Here is a 17,575-nt window from a genome sequence, read left to right as displayed (position 1 = left end):
CGCTCGGCCCGCCTTGTCGCGGTCTCCCACCCCACCCGGTGCGCCTTGTCGTTCTGATTCACAACGACAAGGCGATCGCGCGACCGCCGGAGGCCGCGACAGAACGGTCCGATCCTCCCGAGAAACCACACCGGGACCGCTCGTGATCACGCTGCGACCTCGCCGATCGCCCGGCGCACCGTCCGGACGTACGCCCGGCCTCGGCGGAACACGTCGTGCCACGAGAACCTGATGATCGTGAGGTCGCGGAGGACGATCTGGTTCTCCCGGTCCCGGTCCTCGAACACGGCCCTCTCCATCCCGTGCTCCGACCGCCCGTCGAACTCGAGGCCGACCCGCTGCTCCCGGTACGCGAGGTCGACGTGCGCGTCCCGACCGTCGGCCCGGGTGATCGGGAACTGGAGCTCCGGCTCGGCGAGTCCGTCATCGACGAGGGCCAGCCGGCCGGCGGTCTCGAGCGGTGAGCCGGAGAGCGGGCGCGCGGCGGCGATCCGATGTCGGGCGCGGGCGACCCCGGGGACCCCCCGACACCGATGCAGCGCTTCGACGAGCTCCTCGGTCGTCACCTTCTCCCGAGCGAGAGCTCGCTCGACGGCCCACACCGCCCGGAACTGCTCCTCACAGCGGCACAGGTCGACGAGGGTCCGGGCGATCGACGTGAGCTCCAGCCCGCCGATGTCGACGACGTCCTCCGCCGCGAGGACCGTCGTGTGGAAGCGCAGCTCCGCGCGGTGCGGACGACGCTCGGCCCGCGGGATCGTGACCTCGTCCGCCCCGCCGAGGGGCACCTCGAGCTCGTGGACCCGCGCCGCCGTCCGGTGACTGGCGACGGCCCGGCAGCCGCCGACCGTGGCACACGCGGCCCACGCTCGATCCCAGCAGTCCGGAACCCCGTCCTTGTAGATGCCGCGATGGATCGGGGTGATCAGCTTGCGTCGGAGCGCCTTGTCGACGAGCGCCGGATCCTGCACGGCGACGAGATGACTCCGCCGGAGCAGTCCGGCGTCGTCGGGAGCGGGCTGGAACCAGGACATGGCGTCGACGGTGGCGGTGGCGAGCCCGGAACCGTGAACGGTGCGCCGGCCGACGTGGACAACCCCGGGTCCCGCTGCCTGTGTGGACAGGTCGCTGCTCCGAACGCCGTACTCGGCCGACCTGTTGCGCCCACGAGCGAACATGAAGTCGACCCGGCTGCAGGAGCCCCACCGCCTTGTCGCGGCCTTCCGCGGAGGCGCCTCTGCCTTGTCGTTGTGAATCAGAACGACAAGGCGCGCGGGGCGAGGGGAATCACCGCGACAAGACGGGCCGGGCAAAGGCGCGCGGAGCGAGGGGAATCACCGCGACAAGGCGAGGCGGGGCGCTCCGATCTCCGGCCCGGTCAGGCCGTCGCCGGCACGGGCTCGCCCAGCACCACCTCGTGACGCACCGGGGCGCCGTCCACCGACACCATCACCGCCCGCGGCGGCACTCCTCCGCCGCGCGGTGTGCAGATGAGCACGAACTGCCCGTCGTCCGGGGGCTCCATCTCGAAACCGCCGTCGACCGCGGTGTCCTCGCGGCGGACCTGGCGCCCGGCCATGTCGACGAGCGTGACCGCGGCGGACCGCGGCTCCCCGGAGGCGTCGACCACCCGACCCAGCACCCGACCGGCGCCCGCCAGATCGTCCTCACCGGCATCCACCGGAACCGGGGCGAACTGCGGCTCGCCCGCGACGAGTCCACCGTGGTTGGCGCGCGTCACCCGCGCCATCATCACGATCGCGACCGCCACGAGCACTATCGGCGCGGCGAACGCGAGGTCGGGGACCTGGTGCTGCAGGACGGCGTTCCCGGCCGCAGCGACGACCATGACGCCGATCCGCAGCGGCGAGTTCCAGTTCCAGCGGAACGGCTGGTGGAACTCGACGAGGCTGGAGACCCAGTTGGTCACGGTGCCGGAGAGGAAGCTGGTCGGGGTGCCGGCCGGGCCGATGTAGCGCATCGCCGCCGCCTGGATGCCCATCGCGAGGCCGGCCCCGACGACGAGCACGACGACCTTCGCCTGGGCTGTCACCGACCCGTCGTCGACACCCCACCAGTACAGGCCGACGGCGACGAGCAGCGCGAACTCCACGGTGAGCGCGACGCCGACGGCGTTGCGCCAGGGCAGGCGGCGCATCGCCACCCCGCACACGAGCGTGCCGATCACGAGGCCGCCGCAGTAGCCGAGCATCGCGCAGACGTTGTCGACGACCTGGTCCCACTCGCCCTGCCCGACGCCGAGGCCGAGCAGGACGAGGTTGCCGGTCATCGTGGACGCGAAGACCTGGTTGAAGGCGAAGTAGGTGACGACGTCGATGGCGCCCGCCGCGGCGGTCAGCACCACCGTCACGGCACCGAGCAGTCCGGGGCGGCGTTCAGGGTGATCGAATCCGGTCACGCCTCCCGACGGTCCCGGAAAATCTTGAACATGCGATTACCTGAGCCGGTGACGATCATTACCGAGATCCCGGGAACTCGGGAACCCCCTGGTCAGCTGGGCACGCGCCGGTCGAGCACCAGGTCGAGGTCGACCGGGACGGTGCTCACCGACACCTGGGTGGCCCGCGGCGCCACGGAGCCGTCCGAGCCCTGCGGCGTGGCGATCACGAGGAACTCACCGGCGGCCGGGGGCTCGATGCGGAAGTGGCCCTCGTCGTCGGAGACCGCCCGACCGGCCTGGCGTCCCGCCCGGTCGACCAACGTGAGGACGGCCGGCGCCGGCAACGCGTCCGGCCCGATGACGCGGCCCTGGAGCAACCGCCCCGGCCGCACCCCGGCCCCGTCGTGGGCACCACCGCCGTCAGGAAACCCGGCACCCGCGCCGACGAGCGTGCGCTCCGGCGCCACCTCGGCCTCGGTGACCGAGGCACCGTCGAGCTCGTCGGCGCCGTCGGCCGCGACGACCGTCGCCGACGACGGCTCCTGGTAGGCGTACTTGCCGCCGCGCAGCAGCGAGGCCAGCCCGGCGATCACGCAGCACAGGGCCGCGAAGACCAGCGCGTAGGTGAGGCCGTCACCGAACGGACCGGTGATCAGCGACGGGAAGAAGCTCCGCCCGGTGAGGTACTCCGCCTGCTGCGGACCCACCTGGGCGAGCACCTGCGGTCCGAGCAGCGTCTGCATCGGGTTGTAACCGAGCAGCGACGCGAACAGGGTGCTCACCGGCGGCAGCTCGGAGATGCGCTGGGCCGCGTCGGCCGGCACGCCGTGTGCGAGCAGTCCGCTGCGCAGGGCCGCGGGCAGCGAGCTGGAGAGGCCGAGGATCAGCATCGAGAAGAAGATGCCGATCGAGAGCACCGTCGCGGCGTTCTGGAACGTCGAGGTCATGCCGGCTGCGGCGCCGCGCTGCCGGGGCGGCACCGAGTTCATGATCGCGGCGCGGTTCGGCGAGGAGAACAGGCCCATCGAGAGGCCGTTGACCGCGAGGATGATCGCGAAGCCCCAGTAGGAGAAGTCGACCGGCAGGAACTTCAGCAGCAGGAAGCTCACCGCCGCACCGACCATGCCGATCGTCGCGTAGGCGCGGGCGCCGTGGCGGTCGGACAGCACGCCCGAGATCGGTCCGGCGACCAGGAACCCGATCGTCAGCGGGACCATGTAGATGCCGGCCCACAGCGGCGTGGACTCGTAGTCGTAGCCGTGCTGCGGCAGCCAGATGCCCTGCAGCCAGATGATCAGGATGAACTGCAGACCACCGCGGCCGAGCGCGGCCAGCAGGCTCGCGATGTTCCCGGCCGTGAACGCGCGGATCCTGAACAGCGACAGGTGGAACATCGGCTCGGCGACCTTGGTCTCGATCACCGCGAAGATCGCGAGCACGACGACGCCGCCGATGAGCAGGGTGAGCACCATCGGGCTCGTCCAGCCCATGACGTGCCCGCCGTAGGGCTGGATGCCGTAGGTGATGCCCATGAGCACCGCGACGAGGCCGACGGCGAAGGTGATGTTGCCCCACCAGTCGATCCGCGCCGCGTGGCGCTCGCCTGCCTCCTTGAGCTTGAAGTACGCCCAGATCGTGCCGAACACCCCGATCGGCACCGAGACCACGAAGACCAGGTGCCAGCTGATCGGCGCGAGCACGCCGCCGATGACCAGCCCGATGAAGGACCCGGCGATGGCGGCGATCGAGTTGATGCCCAGCGCCAGACCGCGCTGGTGGGTGGGGAAGGCGTCGGTGAGGATCGCCGTCGAGTTCGCGAGCAGCAGCGCGCCGCCGATGCCCTGCAGCACCCGCATGATGATCAGGTAGATCGCGCCGGCGTCGCCCTGCAGCCAGGTGACGGCAAGCAGGATCGAGAAGAACGTGAAGACCGCGAAGCCCAGGTTGTACATCCGGGTCCGGCCGTACATGTCGCCGATCCGCCCGAAGCTCACGACGAGGACCGCGGTCACGACGAGGTAGCCCATGATCAGCCACAGCAGGTAGCTGATGTTCGAGGCCGCCAGCGGGTCGATGTTGATCCCGCGGAAGATGTCGGGCAGCGCGATGAGCAGGATCGACATGTTGATCGTGACGATCAGCACGCCGAGCGTGGTGTTGGACAGCGCGACCCACTTGTAGCGGTCGGACCGTCCGGGCTGCTCCGTCGCACCCGTCGGTGATGCCGTCGCCGTGGTCACGCGGCAGTCCCCCTTGTCGTTAGCGTACGCAAAAGAATGCTACGCCGGGGATACCCGCTCGGCGCGCCCGACGGACGCGGGGGTGACGGACGAGACCGCGCCGTCAGGATCCGGGAGGCACCAGGACGGGCAGGACCCGCTGGGCCAGGTCGACCAGCACCGACCGGCTCTGGTCGGCCGACAGCGCGCCGCGGCCCAGCGTGAGGCTCACCGTCACCTGCTTGTAGGCGACGACGAGGATCGGGCCGTCCGGGTCGGTGAAGTAGGTGCCGGTCGCGGCGCCGATCGGGGTGTCGACGCCGTTCACCCCGGAGCGCTGCTCGACCTGGTTGTTCACCGCCACCTGCGCCTGGGCGGCCTGCGGGCCGTTGTAGCCGCTGGCGATCAGCTTGAGGACCTGCGAACCCTGGCTCGGCGCGCCGGCACCCCCGGTGGAGCTGTAGGTGCAGGTCACCCGCTCGAGCCGGCCGACCGACGGGGCGGGCACGTCACGCAGCGAGCGCACGTCGACCGAGCCGATCGGCAGGCCGAGCAGGTTCGGCAGCTGGTCCTTCGACACGATCTGGTTGCAGTCGGTCGGGACGAGCGTCGAGCGGGGCGCCGGGGTGGACGTCGCGGGCGCCGCGCCCGGACCCGGGAAGGTCGGGATCGACGGCGTCGAGAGGTCCGACCCCGAGGAGCAGCCCGCGAGCAGCGTCATCGCGGCGAGGGCTCCCACGACGGCCGTCGCGAGTCCCCCGGGCACCGCGCGCCGGCGGGCCCCCGTCGTCGTCACGATCCGTCCTCGCACCCTCGTCCCCTCGACCGCACCGGCTGGTGCCCGCCCACGGTAGTGGGCGCACCGGCGAGTTCCCCGCGCGGCGCACGGGTGCGTCGCACCCACGACCGGGGCGCGGCTCAGTCCTCCGCGACCTCCGCGAGCACCCGCTGCGCCACCCCGAACGCCCGGTTCGCGGCGGGCACCCCGGCGTACACCCCGACCTGGAGGAGAACCTCCCGGATCTCCTCGCGGGTCAGGCCGTTGCGCAGCGCCGCCCTGACGTGCATCGCGAGCTCCCCGTCGTGGTGCAACGCGGCGAGCACCGAGAGGGTGACGATGCTGCGCTGCCGGCGGTCGAGGCCCGGTCGGTTCCAGATCCCGTCCCACGCGTAGCGGGTGATGAACGCCTGGAAGTCCGCGGTGGTCTCGTCGGAGTTCGCGAGCGCGCGGTCCACGTGCTCGTCGCCGAGGACCTCCCGGCGGGTCGCGAGGCCGGCGGGGTCGAGGTCGTCGGTCACGGATGCTCCTCGGGGTCGACGGCGGAGGTGCGGGCGGCAGCGGTGCGGGCGGCAGCGGTGCGGGTGGCGAGGAAGTCGTCGACGAGCTCGAGGGCCTCACCGACGTGGGCCGCCGGGTCGAGGGCGGCGTCGATCTCGGCGCGGGTGACGTCGGTGCCGGCGAGGGCGTCGGCGAGCACGTCCGCGAACGGCCTGCCCTCGTCGAGGCTGGTCGAAGCCGCGGTGGTGACGAGGCCCTTCGGGTCGTCCACGCGGCCGCGCAACGTCGTCGTGACGTTCTCGGCGAGGAGCAGCCCGCCGGTGACGTCGAGCGAGGCGGCCACCCGGGCCGGCTCGAGCACCAGGTGCCCGAGCGAGTCCGCGAGCCAGGTCGCCCCGGAGCCGACCGTGCGCAGCAGCTCCGAGGTCGGCCGCCACTCCGCGTGCCAGGACCCGGCGGCGCGCTCGTACTCGTGACCCGAGGCCGCCGTCAGCAGGGAGGCGACCAGGCCCGGGACCGCGATCGCGGCGGCACGGGCGGAGACGGCGCCGACCGGGTTCCGCTTGTGCGGCAGCGTCGAGGAGCCGCCGCGTCCGGGCACGTCCTCGCGAACCTCGCCGACCTCGGTCTGCGCGAGCAGCACCAGGTCGGTGGCCACCGACCCGATCGCCGCGCCAGCACATCCGAGCACCCCGGCGAGCTCGGCGACGCGGCCCCGCTCGGTGTGCCAGGGCAGCGGCGGCTCGTCGAGGTCCAGCCTCCGGGCGAGCGCGGCGCGTTCGGCGCGCCCACGGCCGGCGAAGGCGGCCAGCGTGCCGACGGCGCCGCCCAGCTGGACCGCGGGGCGCCAGGACTGCAGCGCGGCCACCGCCCCGTCGAGCCCGTTCGCCCACCCGGCCGCGCGCAGCCCGACGGTCACCGGCGCGGCCTGCTGCAGCAGCGTCCGGCCGGCGGCCGCGCGATCGCGGTGCTCCCGGGCGAGTCCGGCCGCCGCGTCTGCGGCCGCGGTGAGGTCGCCGACGACGACCGCGAGGGCGCGGCGGGTCACGAGGGCGCTCGCCGTGTCGACGACGTCCTGGCTGGTCGCGCCCCGGTGCACCGCGGCGGCGGCCTCGTCGCCCGCGTGGGCGCGGACGAGCTCACGCAGCGCGGCGACCAGCGGGACGACGGGGTTGCCCGCGTTCGCGGCCTCGACGGCGAGCGCGGCGATGTCGAAGCGCTCGGGCCGGCAGGCGGTCGCGATGGACGCCGCGACGTCGGCGTCGAGCCCGCCCGCGTCGGCGGTCGCGCCGGCCAGGGCGGCCTCGACGTCGAGCAGAGCGGTGAGCCAGGCGGTGTCGTCGACCGCCTCGCGGGCCCCGCCGCGGGCGAGGATCTCGTCGAACAGGCCCGGCGTCACGGGCGCATCATGCCGCGCGCGTCACCCGGCCCGGCCAGGGCGTTTCCGCTCAGGCGAACTCCTTGACCAGCGTCGCGCAGAACGCGTCCAGGTCGTCGGGGTTGCGGCTGGTGATCAGGCCCTGGTCGACGACGACCTGCTCGTCGACGACGGTGCCCCCGGCGTTGCGGATGTCGGTGCGCACGCTCGGGAAGGAGGTGAGGCGCTTCCCACGCACGATGTCGGCCTCGACCAGGGTCCACGGCGCGTGGCAGATCGCGGCGATCGGCTTGCCCGCGCGCGCGACGGCCTGCACGAACGCGATCACGTCGGCGTTCTGGCGCAGGGTGTCGGGGTTGCAGGTGCCGCCGGGCAGGATGAGCGCGTCGAAGTCGTCGGCGGAGACGGAGCCGATCGCGGCGTCGACGGTGAACGTGTCGGCCTTGTTGATGTCGGCGTTCATCGCCTGGATCTCGCCGGTGTCGACGGAGACGAGGGTGGTGATGGCGCCGGCGTCCTGGACGGCCTGACGCGGCTGCGTCAGCTCGACCTGCTCGACGCCGCTCGCCGCGAGGATCGCCACGCGCTTGCCGGAGAGCTCGTTGGCCATGACGGAGGGCCACCTCCTGAAAGTTCTGGTGCGCTGGACGGGCGTGGATGCCCGACCGTCAGCACTCCCGAAACGATGTGAGGATGGCGCCTTCCTGACGTCTGATGTCAGCGATGCAACCGAGCACGTCGATGGGGGACCTTCGCTGACCGGGGCTGGGGTCAGTCCTGCAGCCGAGGCGCCCCGCCCGACTCCTCCCCCGCCTCGACCGCGTCCGCCCTCGACCGCGCCCACCCGGCCAGCCGCGCCGTGTCGACGCCGTGCCGGGTCCCCGTCGCCGGGTCCTCGGTGATGTTGTCCGCGCCGCGGCGCAGCAGCGACGGGGCGCCCCGCCGGTTCCCGCGCTGCTCGTGGGTCAGCCCGACGGCGAGCTGGGCGAGGCCCTGCCAGAACGCGCGCTCGTCGTCGGGACCCGACTTCCAGGCGCCCTCCAGGACCTCGTGCGCGTGGAAGGGGTAGCCGCCGTCGAGCAGCCGCTGGGCCTCGGTGAGCGCGTCCTGCGGGGCGAGCACCACGTCCTCGTCGACCCGCTCGACCCCGGCCTCGCCCGGCGGGAGGGGCCGGCCGGACGCGTCGCGCGGGCGGGCGTTGCGGGCGCGACCGGTCGGGTCGCGGTCACGATCGGCGCTCGCCTGCCCGTGGGCTCCCGGTGCCGTCATGCTCCGAGCCTGTCACCTTCGGCGGCCGGGTGGCGACGAGGCTGGTGGCGGTGACGATCGCCAGCGTCGCCACGATCACCGCGAGCGAGAGCCAGGTCGGCACCGCGGGGATCGAGGGCGAGACGTCCTCGTGGAGGTAGAGCAGGATCAGCTTCACGCCGATGAAGGCCAGGATGAACGCGAGCCCGTAGGACAGGTGCACCAGGCGGTCGAGCAGCCCGACCAGCAGGAAGTACAGGGCCCGCAGACCCAGCAGGGCGAACGCGTTCGCGGTGAAGACCAGGTAGGCGTTCTGCGTGATGCCGAAGATCGCCGGGATCGAGTCGAGCGCGAACACCAGGTCGACCGAGAGGATCACGGCGACCGCGATGAACAGCGGGGTGACCCCGAAGCGGCCGCCGATGCGCCGGGTCAACCGGCCGTCGTGCGGGTCGCCCGCGGCCGTGTCCTCCTCGTGGACGGTCACGAGCCGGCGGGTCAGCCGCACCGCGGCGTTGTCGCTCATGTCCTTCGGACCGGCACCGTGGGAGCGGATCAGGCCGTACGCGGTGTAGAGCAGGAACAGCCCGAAGATCACGAAGACGAACGCGAACGCCGAGATCACCGCGGCGCCGATCAGGATGAAGATCGCGCGCATCACGAGGGCCCCGATGACGCCCCAGAGCAGCACCCGCTGCTGATGGCGCTTGGGCACCGCGAACTGGCCCAGGATCACCGCGAAGATGAAGAGGTTGTCGACCGAGAGGCTCTTCTCGACCAGCCACCCGGCGAAGTACTCGGTGGCCGGCTGCGTGCCCATGAAGATCCACAGCCCGACGCCGAACGCCAGCGCGACGACGATGTAGATCACCGACCACAGCGTCGCCTCGCGGAAGCTCACCTCGTGCGGCGACCGGGCGTGCCAGATGTCGACGGCGACCAGGACGGCGATCCCACCGACCGTCGCCGCCCAGACCCAGAACGGGACCGTCACGCTGTCCTCCTCGAGCCCCGTCCGCGCGGCGCCTCGTCGCGATACTCCCCTTGATGACGAATGGGAATCGCTTGAGGTTCCCTTTACCTGGTGAGGTCCGCCACGTCACCCGACGAGGGGGACTCTCCCCGGCGCGCCCGTCGCGCGCATCCCCGCCGTCGCCCGATCGGAGATCGTCCGCCGCGCCACAGCGGTGATCGATGGGAGAGCGATGCGGGCGGTCGGGCCGGTGCGCCCCCTCGCGGGCGGGTTCGCGGCGCTGGTGACGACGCTCGTCGTCGCCCCGTCCGCCCTCGCCGGACCGGACGCCCCGGCGCCGCCGCCCCCACCTCCGGCCCCTCCCGGGCGTGTCCTCGACCAGGTCCTCGGCCCGCGTGACGTCGACGTCCCGGGCACCGAGTACCGCGACTTCACGACGACGGAGGCCGCCGGCCGCGTGCGCGGCCACGTCGTCCGGGTCGACCTGGCGAACCGGAAGGTGGCGATGGCGCTGCTCCACCCACCGGTCGTCACCGCGACGGCGACCGTGCCCGACCTCGCCGGCCGGGCGAACGCGATCGCGGCCGTCAACGCCGACTTCTTCGACGAGGGCGGCACCGGGGCGCCCGTCGGGGTCGAGCTCGCCGACGGCGTGCCGATCACCTCGGCCGTCACCCCCGGCCGCCGGCCCGCCCCGCCCGGGCCGCCCGGCTCCGACCCGGACACCGTCCTCGGCGTCGACCGATCCGGCGCCGCGCGGATCGACACCGTGCACTTCGCGGGAGGCGCCGACGCACCGTCGGGCACGATCCCGCTGACCGGTCTGAACACCTACGCCGTGCCGGTCGGCGGCGTCGCGGTGTTCACCCCGGCCTGGGGCGCGCTGCCCCGGTCGCGCACCGTGTGCGGCTCGGACACCGACCCGAAGGCGCCGTGCAGCCCGGACGCCGTCGAGGTGCAGGTGCGTGACGGGAAGGTGATCGCCACCGGGCCGGTCGGCACCGGAGCCGTCCCCACCGGCGCGGTGGCGCTCGTCGGGCGGGACGCCGGCGCGGATCTCCTGCGCGGGCTCCGGGTCGGCGACCCGGTCGTGCCGCACTGGGAACTGCGCGCGGGGGGATCGCCGTCGTTGCGCACCGCGGTCGGGGCACTGCCCCTGGTCCGTGCCGGGGCGCCGTGGCCGGGGCTGCAGGACACCGAGCGCGCACCGCGTACCGCGGTCGGCCTCTCCGCCGACGGCCGGACCCTCGCTCTGATCGCGGTGGACGGCCGGCAGCAGGCCAGCGTGGGAGCCACCCTCGCCCAGCTCGGGCGACTGGTCTCCGAGCTGGGCTACCCGCAGGCGGTCGCGTTCGACGGCGGCGGCTCCACCCAGATGGTGCGGCGGCCGGCCGGGGGCGCGCTCGCCGTCGCCAACAGCCCCTCCGACGTCCAGCTGCGCCGCATCCGCGACGCCCTCGCGGTGGTGCCCGGCGGCGGATGATCCGGGCTACGCAGATTTTCTCGGTGGCCCAGGAACATCACGACGGGCCACTTGGTTGAATGGGGCGTCCGGACCGGGCGCCATGTGCCCCCGGGTCTCAATAATAAGAGCCGCCAGGGACGATCGTTCGGCTGAAGCCCTGGTGTGCCACGCGCCGCGAGGCGGCTCATCGCCCGGTTCGGACACCCACTCACACGACGGGCCCCGCACCTCACCCGAGGTGCGGGGCCCGTTCGTGTCTGGGGACCGCGCTGCTACCCGCCGTTGAGGCCGGGAACCTGTTGCCGGCACTGCTCGAACGCCTGCTGCGGGGACGCGCCCTGGGCGATCCGTTGCTGCGCGCACTGCTGCGCCTGCTGGAAGACCGCCTGGCCGCCGCCCGAGACGAAGAAGAACCCGACGAAGATCCCGATGACCACGAAGATGATCCCGACGATGAGGCCGAGGACGCCGGTGACGATGCCGGCGATCGCCACGCCACGGTTGTTCGCCACACCTCGCCGGGCCCGGCCGGCCCCGATCACGCCGAAGACGATCGCGAGGATGCCGAAGAGGACCCCGCCCGCGGCGGTCCAGCAGGAGAGGATGGCGAGGATGCCGAGGACCAGCGCGGCGATGCCCATGCCGTTCCTGGGCCGCGGCGGGGGCGCCGCCTGGGCGCCCGTGTCCCACTGGCCGTAGCCCTCACCCGGTGCGCTCACGTCGACGTCCTCTCTCGGATGCGTGCGCACCTTCTACCACCCGGGACGTCCGAATTCACCCGTCCTGCGCGGCCGTGGTCAACTCGTCGCAGCGCCCGCGTCCGCGTGGGCGTGCGCACTGGCCTCGTCCTGACGGCGGGCCTCGTCGCCGACGGCGATGGGTGCCCCGATCCAGCTCTCCGGGATGCCGAACGCGTCGATCAGCGCCCGGGCGTGCGGGCGCAGTCCCTGACAGAGCCGGTTGACCTCGGCCGTCACGGCCTTGGCCCGCGAGGCGGAGATCCGGCCGTGCTCGAGGAACCAGCCCTTGTCGTCCTCGATGACCGAGAGCGCGTAGAGGTCGCAGACCTGCCGCATCAGCGTGCGCGCCGCGGGGTCGGTCCGGGACTCGCAGGCCCGGTTGAACGCGTCGAGCACGAGCCCGTCGAGGTGGCTGCGCGCCGCCCGCAGCAGGTGGTCCTGGGCGTTGTTGAAGATCTCGAAGGCCCGGTCGGCGCCCACCCCCTTGCCCCGCGCGGGCCGCAGCCGGCGCACCAGCGAGTCGAGCGTGTGCTCCTCGCGGTCGTCGAGCAGCTTGATCTGCCAGGAGCTGTCGAGGACCTCGTCCTCGTCGCCGCCCGCGGCGCCGCGCAGCCGCTCCGCCAGCGAGTGCAGGGAGGTGCGCTCGGCGACCGAGTCGAGGACCTGGTCGGCGACGAAGCGGATGGTCCCGAGGGTGTCGAGGTGACCGAAGTCGTCGGCGTACCCGGAGATCAGGCCCTTGGCGACCAGCTGGAGCAGGACGGTGTTGTCGCCCTCGAAGGTGGTGAAGACGTCGGTGTCGGTGCGCAGCGCGCCGAGCCGGTTCTCGGAGAGGTAGCCCTGCCCGCCGCAGGCCTCCCGGCAGACCTGGATGACCTCGGTGGCGTTCCAGGTGGAGAGTGCCTTGATGCCGGCCGCGCGGGACTCGAGCTCGCGCTGGCGCTTCTCGTCGACGTCGCCGCCGGCCTCCCGGGTGGTCTGGATGTCGTGGAGCATCTCGACCAGCTCGTTCTGGGCGAACCGCAGCGCGTAGGTCCGCGCCAGGAGCGGGAGCAGTTTCCGCTGGTGGGCGAGGTAGTCGAGGATCGCGATCTCGCCGTCGCCGCCGGGCGCGGAGAACTGCCGGCGGACCTCGCCGTAGCGGACGGCGATCGTCAGCGCGAGCATCGCGGCGCCGACCGCCGAGCCCGACACGCTGATCCGCCCGCGCACCAGCGCACCGAGCATCGTGAAGAACCGGCGGTTCTCGCTCTCGATGGAGCTGGAGTAGGAGCCGTCGGCGGCGACGGTGCCGTAGCGGTCGAGGAGGTTCTCGCGCGGCACACGGACGCCGTGGAACGCCAGGCGCCCGTTGTCGACGCCGTTGAGCCCCTCCTTGTGCCCGTCGTCGGTGATCTCGACGCCGGGCAGGACGGTGCCGTCCTCGTCGCGCAGCGGGACGAGGATCGCGTGCACCCCGTAGCGCTGCGGTTCCTCCCCGGCGGGCGCGGTGAAGAGCTGGACGAACAGCGCGGCCATCCGCCCGTCGCGGGCGGCGTTGCCGATGTAGTCCTTGCGGGCCGACTCGGTCGGGGTGTCGATGACGAACTCGTCGGTCGCCGGGTCGTACGTCGCAGTGGTGTGCACCGACTGGACGTCCGACCCGTGGCCGGTCTCGGTCATCCCGAAGCAGCCCGGGAGGCTCAGGTCCATGACCGACGGCAGGTAGCGCGCGTGCTGCTCGGGGTTGCCGAGGGCCTGGATCGCGCCGCCGAACAGTCCCCACTGCACACCGCTCTTGACCTGCAGCGACAGGTCGGCGAAGGCGAGCATCTCGAACGAGACCACGGACCCGCCGATGTCGCCGTGCCCACCGACCGACGCGGGGAAGCCGTGCAGGGCGTGCCCGTCGGCGGCCAGCCGGCCGAGCATCTCCCAGACGCGGTCGCGGTAGGTCTCCGAGTCGGTGCCGGGCGCGACGCGCAGCGAGGCGAAGTCGTCGCGGGCGCGGATCTCGTCGCGCAGGGCCGACCAGCGTCCGTCGAGGGCGTGCCGGACGGCGACGACGGCCGCGGGCGTCACCGAACCGGGGTCGAGGGGTGTGCTGGCGGTCATCGTCCGGACCTCCCGGGAGGCGGGGATGACGACGGTCGGACGACCGCCGTCGACTTGAGGTTACCCGCGAGTAGGGATGCCATTCCGCTGGTCAGCCCGTCGACGCGGTGGTCACGGTCACGATTCCCGGGGGAGATGTCCCAGACACCCGGGGAGCGCCGGACGACGCCGTCCGGGTGACGTCTAGGCCGACGCGGCGGCCTCGTTCACGGTGCGGGAGAGCCCGGCCCACGCGAGGTCGGCGATCTCGGTGGCGATCGTCTCGCGCGGCACCTCGGGGCGCACCGTCAGCCAGTGGTCCCCCACCGAGCGCACCATCCCGACGAGCGCGTGCCCCCAGGTGGTGGCCGGCGTCGCGTCGCGGTTCTGGCGGTGCAGCTCCGTCGAGATGATGTCGCCGACGAAGTCCCCGATGAACGAGGTCAGGTCGCCGACGAAGTCGTTCGGGCCGCCCGAGGACGAGGAGCGCTCCGAGGTCGGCGGGCGCATCACGTAGCGGTAGATGTCCGGGTCCGCCTCGATGAGCCCGAGGTAGGCGTCGACGCCCGCGAGGAGGGTCTTCTCCGGCGGGCCCGCCTGGCGCATCGCCTCCTGGACCTGGCCCACGATCACCGCGCCGACCCGCTCGCAGACCGCCTGGTACAGGTCGAACTTGTCTGCGAAGTGGCGATAGACCACGGTCTTGGAGGTGCGCGCCTGCGCCGCGACCTGGCTCATCCCCACGTCCGCGCCGTGGGCGCGGATGGCGACGATCGTGGCGAGGGTCAGCTCCTTGCGGCGGGCACGACGGTGCTCGTCCCAGCGGCTCGAACGTTTGTCACGACGTGGCGGCGGGGCACTGTCCTCGTCAGCTCCACCCGCACCGGCGTCGTCGCCGGCCGGGGCGTCGGCCGCAGCGCCGTCCGACGAGGAGCCCGGGTGGCCTCGACGAGATCCGTCGCGACGGCCCTGCCCCTCGTCCCCGTGACGTTGCGAACGACGGCTCACGGCACCCACGGTACCTGCTACTTTCGAGTAACACAGTTTTGCCTACTACAGAGCCAGCACCCCTGGAGGAACCAGTGGCCAGCCCCCGTCGCGCGGCGGTCGTCGGTGCCAACCGCATCCCGTTCGCCCGATCCAACGGCGCCTACGCGCGCGCCTCCAACCAGGACATGCTCACCGCGGCCCTCGACGGCCTCGTCGCCCGCTTCGGGCTGACCGGTGAGCGCATCGGGGAGGTCGTCGCGGGCGCCGTGCTCAAACACAGCCGCGACTTCAACCTCACGCGCGAGGCCGTGCTCGGCTCGCGCCTGTCCGCCGCCACCCCCACCTACGACGTCCAGCAGGCCTGCGGGACCGGCCTCGAGGCCGCGATCCTCATCGCCAACAAGATCGCCCTCGGCCAGGTCGAGGTCGGCATCGCGGGCGGCGTGGACACCACCTCGGACGCCCCGATCGCGGTGAACGAGGACCTGCGCGAGGTCCTGCTCGCCGCCAACCGCGCGAAGTCCACCGCGGGCATGCTCAAGGCGCTCGCCGGACTGCGCCCGGGCCAGCTCGTTCCCGAGATCCCCGCCAACCGGGAGCCGCGCACCGGCATGGCGATGGGTGATCACGCCGCCATCACCGCCGCGTACTGGGGCATCGAGCGCACCGCCCAGGACGAGCTCACCGCGCTCTCGCACCAGAACCTCGCGAGGGCCTACGAGGACGGGTTCTTCGACGACCTGCTGACGCCCTACCTCGGGCTCACCAAGGACAACAACCTGCGCGCCGACTCGACCGTCGAGAAGCTCGGCAAGCTCAAGCCGGTGTTCTTCCCCGCGGGCGGGGACAGGGCCGAGGCCACCATGACGGCGGGCAACTCGACGCCGCTGACCGACGGCGCGGCCACCGTGCTGCTGTCCTCCGACGCGTGGGCCGCCGAGCGCGGTCTGCCGGTGCTCGCGCACCTCGTGGACGCCGAGACCGCGGCGGTGGACTACGTGCACGGCGACGAGGGCCTGCTCATGGCCCCGGCCTACGCGGTGCCCCGGCTGCTCGAGCGCAACGGCCTCACGCTGCAGGACTTCGACTACTACGAGATCCACGAGGCGTTCGCGTCCACGGTCCTCGCGACGCTGGCCGCGTGGGAGAGCCCGCAGTTCTGCAAGGAGCGCCTCGGGCTCGACGCGCCGCTCGGCTCGATCGACCGCGCGAAGCTCAACGTGCACGGCTCGTCGCTCGCGGCCGGGCACCCGTTCGCGGCCACCGGGGCGCGCATCGTCCCGACGCTGGCCAAGACGCTGCACGCCAAGGGCAGCGGCCGCGGACTGATCTCCATCTGCGCAGCCGGCGGCCAGGGCGTCGTCGCCATCCTCGAGGCCTGAGAGGTAGTCATGTCGCACGACTGGTACTCCGACTTCGTCAACTCCGGCGTCGGCAAGGCGATCGCCGGCAACGTCGGCCTTCCCCCGGTGCCGAAGCTGCGCCGCTGGGAGCCCGGGCAGCCGCTGCTCTCCGGCGCGGCGCTGCTCGGCACGGCCACCGCGAACGGGCGCGTCGCGAAGGTGGTGCGCGCCGTGCTCACCGAGGCCGGCGTCGAGGTCCACGAGGACCCGAACGCGCCCATCGGCGGCGGCTCGTCGACCTCCAAGGTCGCCGCGGCGATCGTCGACGCGACCGGCCTGTCCTCCCCCGCCGATCTGGCGGCGATCCAGCAGTTCCTGACGCCGGTCATGCGCCGCGTGGGACCATCCGGGCGCATCCTCGTGATCGGTGACGTGCCCGCCGAGGCCGACCGGCCCGCCGTCCGGGCGGCGCGCCGCTCCCTCGAGGGTCTGGTGCGCTCCGCGGCCAAGGAGGCCCGGTACGGCGCGACGGTGAACCTGGTGCACGTCGCGGAAGAGGCTGTCGGGGCCGACCTCGAGTCGACGCTGCGCTTCTTCCTCTCCTCCCGCTCGGCGTTCGTCGACGGGCAGCGGGTGGACGTCGGGACGGTGGCCGGCTACGCGGGCTCGGCGTCGGGCACCGACTGGGACCGTCCGATCGCGGGCAAGGTCGCGGTCGTCACCGGTGCCGCCCGCGGGATCGGGCGCACGGTGGCGAAGACGCTGGCCCGCGACGGTGCGACGGTCGTCTGCGTCGACATCCCGGCCGCCGGGGACGCGCTGGCCCGCACCGCCAACGACGTCGGCGGGACCTCGCTGCAGCTCGACATCACCTCCGAGGGCGCCGGCGCGGCCATCGTCGAGCACGCGAAGCGGCACGGCGGGATCGACATCGTCGTGCACAACGCCGGGATCACCCGCGACAAGCTGCTCGCCAACCAGGACACCGACCGCTGGAACTCGGTGATCGACGTCAACCTCAACGCGCAGCTCGCGATCGACGAGGTGCTGCTCGCGTCGTCCGACGACCAGGGCTTCCACCCCGGCGGGCGCATCGTCACGGTGTCGTCGATGGCGGGGATCGCGGGCAACCGCGGCCAGACGTCGTACGGCTCCTCCAAGGCCGGCGTCATCGGTCTCGTCGAGGCCACCGCCCCGCTGCTGGCGCCGAAGAAGGCGACGATCAACGCGGTCGCGCCCGGGTTCATCGAGACCGACATGACCGCCGCGATGCCGGTCGGGACCCGCGAGGCCGGGCGGCGGCTGTCGTCGCTCACGCAGGGCGGGCTGCCGGTCGACGTCGCCGAGACCATCGCGTACTTCGCGCAGGGCGCCTCGTACGCGGTGAACGGCCAGGTCCTGCGGGTGTGCGGCCAGAATCTGCTGGGGGCGTGATGGCGACGGAGACGCAGCATTCAGGGGAGCAC

At 72.8% G+C, this 17,575-nt stretch carries 15 protein-coding genes; 3 read left to right on the top strand and 12 right to left on the bottom strand.

Translation table 11 applies throughout. The features are described from left to right. Positions 1-146: 146 nt before the first annotated feature. From LQ327_RS11500 to LQ327_RS11460, 9 genes are all read right to left on the bottom strand, one after another. A complete protein-coding gene (locus LQ327_RS11500; protein ID WP_230733471.1) occupies positions 147-1,034 on the bottom strand; it encodes a type IV toxin-antitoxin system AbiEi family antitoxin in 888 nt (295 codons plus the stop codon). A gap of 344 nt (positions 1,035-1,378) precedes the next feature. Beyond that, the gene (locus LQ327_RS11495) at positions 1,379-2,419 is read right to left on the bottom strand and encodes a YoaK family protein (RefSeq protein ID WP_230733469.1); all 1,041 of its coding nucleotides are present in this window, start codon (positions 2,417-2,419) and stop codon (positions 1,379-1,381) included. 92 nt (positions 2,420-2,511) lie between these two features. Continuing rightward, positions 2,512-4,524, bottom strand: a complete 2,013-nt coding sequence (locus LQ327_RS11490; protein WP_372460672.1) for an MFS transporter — start codon at positions 4,522-4,524, stop codon at positions 2,512-2,514. Between the two features lie 220 nt (positions 4,525-4,744). Continuing rightward, positions 4,745-5,416 carry a hypothetical protein gene (locus LQ327_RS11485; RefSeq protein WP_230733468.1) on the bottom strand — a complete coding sequence of 224 codons (672 nt, stop codon included), beginning with the start codon at positions 5,414-5,416 and terminating at the stop codon, positions 4,745-4,747. Positions 5,417-5,538: 122 nt separating this feature from the next. Further along, positions 5,539-5,919, bottom strand: a complete 381-nt coding sequence (gene pcaC, locus LQ327_RS11480; RefSeq protein WP_230733466.1) for a 4-carboxymuconolactone decarboxylase — start codon at positions 5,917-5,919, stop codon at positions 5,539-5,541. Then, complete coding sequence (locus tag LQ327_RS11475) at positions 5,916-7,298, bottom strand: lyase family protein (protein ID WP_230733464.1); 1,383 nt, start codon at positions 7,296-7,298, stop codon at positions 5,916-5,918. Before LQ327_RS11475 ends, pcaC begins: the two co-directional genes overlap by 4 nt. 49 nt (positions 7,299-7,347) lie before the next feature. After that, positions 7,348-7,887, bottom strand: a complete 540-nt coding sequence (locus LQ327_RS11470) for a type 1 glutamine amidotransferase domain-containing protein (protein WP_230733462.1) — start codon at positions 7,885-7,887, stop codon at positions 7,348-7,350. A gap of 161 nt (positions 7,888-8,048) precedes the next feature. Continuing rightward, positions 8,049-8,546: a DUF309 domain-containing protein gene (locus tag LQ327_RS11465; protein ID WP_230733461.1), complete on the bottom strand. Its 498-nt coding sequence runs from the start codon at positions 8,544-8,546 to the stop codon at positions 8,049-8,051. Then, positions 8,503-9,519 carry a TerC family protein gene (locus LQ327_RS11460; RefSeq protein ID WP_230733459.1) on the bottom strand — a complete coding sequence of 339 codons (1,017 nt, stop codon included), beginning with the start codon at positions 9,517-9,519 and terminating at the stop codon, positions 8,503-8,505. Before LQ327_RS11460 ends, LQ327_RS11465 begins: the two co-directional genes overlap by 44 nt. 211 nt (positions 9,520-9,730) lie before the next feature. Here LQ327_RS11460 and LQ327_RS11455 point away from each other — a divergent pair, with 211 nt between their 5' ends. Then, positions 9,731-10,981, top strand: a complete 1,251-nt coding sequence (locus LQ327_RS11455; RefSeq protein WP_230733457.1) for a phosphodiester glycosidase family protein — start codon at positions 9,731-9,733, stop codon at positions 10,979-10,981. A gap of 254 nt (positions 10,982-11,235) precedes the next feature. Here LQ327_RS11455 and LQ327_RS11450 read toward each other — a convergent pair whose 3' ends face one another. From LQ327_RS11450 to LQ327_RS11440, 3 genes are all read right to left on the bottom strand, one after another. Next, a complete protein-coding gene (locus LQ327_RS11450; protein ID WP_230733455.1) occupies positions 11,236-11,682 on the bottom strand; it encodes a DUF4190 domain-containing protein in 447 nt (148 codons plus the stop codon). Positions 11,683-11,760: 78 nt separating this feature from the next. Beyond that, on the bottom strand, positions 11,761-13,797 hold the full coding sequence (locus LQ327_RS11445) for an acyl-CoA dehydrogenase family protein (protein ID WP_230733453.1): 2,037 nt from the start codon (positions 13,795-13,797) through the stop codon (positions 11,761-11,763). A gap of 183 nt (positions 13,798-13,980) precedes the next feature. Further along, positions 13,981-14,784 carry a TetR family transcriptional regulator gene (locus LQ327_RS11440; RefSeq protein WP_230733451.1) on the bottom strand — a complete coding sequence of 268 codons (804 nt, stop codon included), beginning with the start codon at positions 14,782-14,784 and terminating at the stop codon, positions 13,981-13,983. Positions 14,785-14,858: 74 nt separating this feature from the next. On the opposite strand from LQ327_RS11440, the gene LQ327_RS11435 reads away from it, so the two are divergent. Further along, positions 14,859-16,148 carry an acetyl-CoA C-acetyltransferase gene (locus LQ327_RS11435; RefSeq protein ID WP_230733450.1) on the top strand — a complete coding sequence of 430 codons (1,290 nt, stop codon included), beginning with the start codon at positions 14,859-14,861 and terminating at the stop codon, positions 16,146-16,148. Between the two features lie 9 nt (positions 16,149-16,157). After that, positions 16,158-17,543 carry a 3-oxoacyl-ACP reductase gene (locus LQ327_RS11430; protein WP_230733448.1) on the top strand — a complete coding sequence of 462 codons (1,386 nt, stop codon included), beginning with the start codon at positions 16,158-16,160 and terminating at the stop codon, positions 17,541-17,543. The last annotated feature ends 32 nt before the right edge of the window (positions 17,544-17,575 follow it).

It is taken from the genome of Actinomycetospora endophytica (assembly GCF_021026375.1).
GTDB classification, from domain to species: domain Bacteria; phylum Actinomycetota; class Actinomycetes; order Mycobacteriales; family Pseudonocardiaceae; genus Actinomycetospora; species Actinomycetospora endophytica.
The sequence above is the reverse complement of the archived record's forward strand: the minus strand, read 5'-3'. Positions and strand labels throughout refer to the sequence as shown.

Bases quoted from the DNA above. Each gene is read 5' to 3' on its own strand.
- LQ327_RS11500 (WP_230733471.1), bottom strand. From the start codon at position 1,034: ATGTCCTGGTTCCAGCCCGCTCCCGACGACGCCGGACTGCTCCGGCGG.
- LQ327_RS11490 (WP_372460672.1), bottom strand. From the start codon at position 4,524: ATGTCGATCCTGCTCATCGCGCTGCCCGACATCTTCCGCGGGATCAAC.
- LQ327_RS11470 (WP_230733462.1), bottom strand. From the start codon at position 7,887: ATGGCCAACGAGCTCTCCGGCAAGCGCGTGGCGATCCTCGCGGCGAGC.
- LQ327_RS11465 (WP_230733461.1), bottom strand. From the start codon at position 8,546: ATGACGGCACCGGGAGCCCACGGGCAGGCGAGCGCCGATCGTGACCGC.
- LQ327_RS11455 (WP_230733457.1), top strand. From the start codon at position 9,731: ATGCGGGCGGTCGGGCCGGTGCGCCCCCTCGCGGGCGGGTTCGCGGCG.
- LQ327_RS11445 (WP_230733453.1), bottom strand. From the start codon at position 13,797: ATGACCGCCAGCACACCCCTCGACCCCGGTTCGGTGACGCCCGCGGCC.
- LQ327_RS11430 (WP_230733448.1), top strand. From the start codon at position 16,158: ATGTCGCACGACTGGTACTCCGACTTCGTCAACTCCGGCGTCGGCAAG.